The following is a 3,047-nucleotide window of genomic DNA, read 5'->3' on the forward strand; positions in this document are numbered from 1 at the left end:
CGCGTTGAGCTTGATGGAACAGCGCGTCGACGCCGACGTCCTGATGGACCGACTGGCACTGCCGATCCCGTCCGTCGTGACCCCACAGATGTTCGAGTACAAGCTGATCGACCGCGCTCGACGCGATCGCAAGCACATCGTCCTGCCTGAGGGTGACGACGACCGGATCCTGCGCGCGGCCGGCCGGTTGCTGCAGCGCCAGGTTGCCGACCTGACGATCCTCGGTGACGAACCCAGTGTGCGTCGACGCGCAGCGGAACTCGGCGTCGACATCAGTGGCGCGCAGGTACTCGCACCCGCGCAGTCCGAGTACACCGAGCGCTTCGCACAGGAATACACCGCGCTGCGTGCTCACAAGGGCATGACCATCGAGCGGGCCCGCGAGGTGATCGCCGACATCTCGTACTTCGGAACGATGATGGTGCACTTGGGAATTGCCGACGGCATGGTGTCCGGCGCTGCGCACACCACCGCTCACACGATTCGACCCTCGTTCGAGATCATCAAGACCGCCCCCGGTGTCTCGACGGTCTCGAGCATCTTCCTGATGTGCCTGGCCGACCGCGTTCTCTCCTACGGTGACTGCGCCGTGGTTCCGGACCCCACGTCGGAGCAGTTGGCGGACATCGCGATCTCGTCCGCACAGACGGCGTCGCAGTTCGGGATCGATCCGCGCATCGCGATGCTCTCGTACTCCACCGGGGATTCGGGCAGCGGAGCCGACGTCGACAAGGTTCGCACCGCGACCGCTTTGGTGCGCGAGCGTCGACCGGATCTGTTGGTGGAAGGGCCCATTCAGTACGACGCCGCCGTCGAGCAGAGTGTCGCCGACAAGAAGATGCCGGATTCTCTGGTGGCGGGCAAAGCAACGGTGTTCGTGTTCCCGGACCTGAACACCGGCAACAACACGTACAAGGCAGTGCAGCGTAGCGCCGGCGCTATCGCCGTCGGGCCGGTTCTGCAGGGACTGAACAAGCCGGTCAACGACCTCTCGCGTGGAGCGTTGGTCCAGGACATCGTCAACACCGTGGCTATCACGGCAATACAGGCACAGGGAGCGCAAGCGTGAGCGACGGCACCGTACTGGTCATCAATTCCGGCTCGTCATCCATCAAATTTCAACTCGTGCATCCGGATACGGCGGAATCGGTGGCGCACGGTCTCATCGAGCGCATCGGTGAGCCCGACGGCCACATCGTCTACAACCACCGCACCGGAGTCGAAGACCGGAGCCTTCCGATCGCCGATCACCGCGCAGGTCTGAAGATGGTGCTCGACATCGTCGCCGAGGTCGGACGGCCGCTGAGTGAGGCCGGAATCATCGCAGTCGGTCACCGAGTCGTGCACGGTGGTGACATCTTCTATTCGCCGACTCTCATCGACGACGGCGTCGTGAAAGCCATCGAAGATCTGTCGAACCTTGCGCCGCTGCACAATCCCGCCAACGTGATCGGTATCGAGGTGGCGCGCGAGGAACTGCCCGACGTTCCGCACGTCGCAGTGTTCGACACTGCCTTCTTTCACACACTGCCCGCGGCGGCGTCCACCTATGCGATCGATCGGGATGTGGCCAAGGCCAACCAGATTCGCCGGTACGGTTTCCACGGGACCTCACACGAATACGTGTCTGGACGGGTCGCGGAGTTCCTCGGCAAGGATCCGGCCGAGCTGAATCAGATAGTCCTGCACCTCGGAAACGGCGCTTCGGCCTCGGCAATCAAGGGCGGCAAGGCCATCGACACCACGATGGGCCTCACCCCGCTCGAGGGTCTTGTCATGGGCACCCGCAGCGGCGACATCGACCCAGGCATCATCTTGCACCTCAACCGCAACTCGGGAATGAAGGTCGACGAGATCGACGACCTCCTCAACCGGCGCTCCGGTTTGAAGGGACTGTCGGGAGTCAACGATTTCCGTGCCCTGCTCGCACTGATCGAGGGCGGCGACCAAGACGCACAACTTGCGTACGACGTTTACGTGCACATGCTCCGTAAGTACATCGGCGCCTTCATCGTTCAACTCGGTGGCGTCGACGTCATCACCTTCACCGGTGGCGTCGGGGAGAACAACATCGACGTGCGACGCGACAGCCTGGCCGGGCTTTCCCGTCTCGGTATCGAGGTCGACCCGGCTCTCAACGAGGCGAAGAGTCGCGACGAGCGTCGTATCTCCGCATCCTCGTCGGCCGTCGAGGTGCTGGTGGTCCCCACCAACGAGGAGTTGGCGATCGCCCGCGCGGCGAAGGCTTTGGTGGCCGCACTGTAGGTTTCTGCAGCACTGTAAGCCTCGGGGAGTCCGTCAGAAATTGCTGCGCGGACGCACCGCATTCGCCCGGTCCACGAGGGCGTAGCGGTGCGTGCGGGAGGTCGTGGCGCGAGCGAGGGCGCGAAGGCAGGCTTCGGCTCCGGTGCGCAGACCTTGCTCGGTGAAGGGCAGGTCGAGGATGGGTTCGAGTTCGGTGTGCGAGCGATTGCCGTAGCGAATCCAATCGAGTGCCGTGCCCAACACCAGGGTTCGCATCTGCAGGCTTCGGCTCTCTTCAGCAGGTAGCGCCCGAACACGACGGGCGGCTTCCCGCAGAGTCGATTCGTCGAGTTCGGCGATCGGAACGCCGGACAGCATCGTCAGAGCGCTGGACATCCGTGCGACGTTGTAGTGCCGGGAAGACGTGGGTACTTCGTCGAGGGCGGCGACGGCTGCCTTCTTGTTGCCGTGATCGGCGAGTTGTCGGGCGAGCCCGAATGCTGCGCTCACGTAGTTTCGTTCGGTCCGCCAGACGGTGCGGTAGTACTTCTCGGAGAAGCGGCACCATTGGTCCGGGTCGTCGCTCTCCCAGTGCTGGAGAATCAGTTCTGCCGTCGCTGCCAACGCCAGCTTGGGGGCAGCCTCGCCGGGCAGTGCGGTGAGAACTGCCTCGAAGTGACTGAAAGCGGGCTCGAATCGGTCCAGTTGTAACGCCGCAAGTCCTCGATACCACTCGATCTTCCAGTGGTCCCCGATGTTCTGCTGGAGTTCGCCCAGAACTGTCAGTGCGGTTTCCGGATCAC

Annotated in this window: 3 protein-coding genes; 2 read left to right on the forward strand and 1 reads right to left on the reverse strand. The window is 63.5% G+C overall.

The genetic code is table 11. The features are described from left to right. On the forward strand, positions 1-1,069 hold a 1,069-nt coding region (pta, locus tag A2J01_RS31620; protein WP_064114310.1), incomplete at its 5' end, for a phosphate acetyltransferase. After that, the gene (locus A2J01_RS31625; RefSeq protein ID WP_064114311.1) at positions 1,066-2,265 is read left to right on the forward strand and encodes an acetate kinase; all 1,200 of its coding nucleotides are present in this window, start codon (positions 1,066-1,068) and stop codon (positions 2,263-2,265) included. The genes pta and A2J01_RS31625, both read left to right, overlap by 4 nt. A 33-nt stretch (positions 2,266-2,298) precedes the next feature. On the opposite strand, the gene A2J01_RS31630 is transcribed toward A2J01_RS31625, so the two are convergent. Continuing rightward, a partial coding sequence (locus A2J01_RS31630; RefSeq protein ID WP_331715365.1) for a tetratricopeptide repeat protein occupies positions 2,299-3,047 on the reverse strand: 749 nt, incomplete at its 5' end.

It is taken from the genome of Rhodococcus sp. EPR-134 (genome assembly GCF_001647205.1).
GTDB lineage: Bacteria > Actinomycetota > Actinomycetes > Mycobacteriales > Mycobacteriaceae > Rhodococcus_F > Rhodococcus_F qingshengii.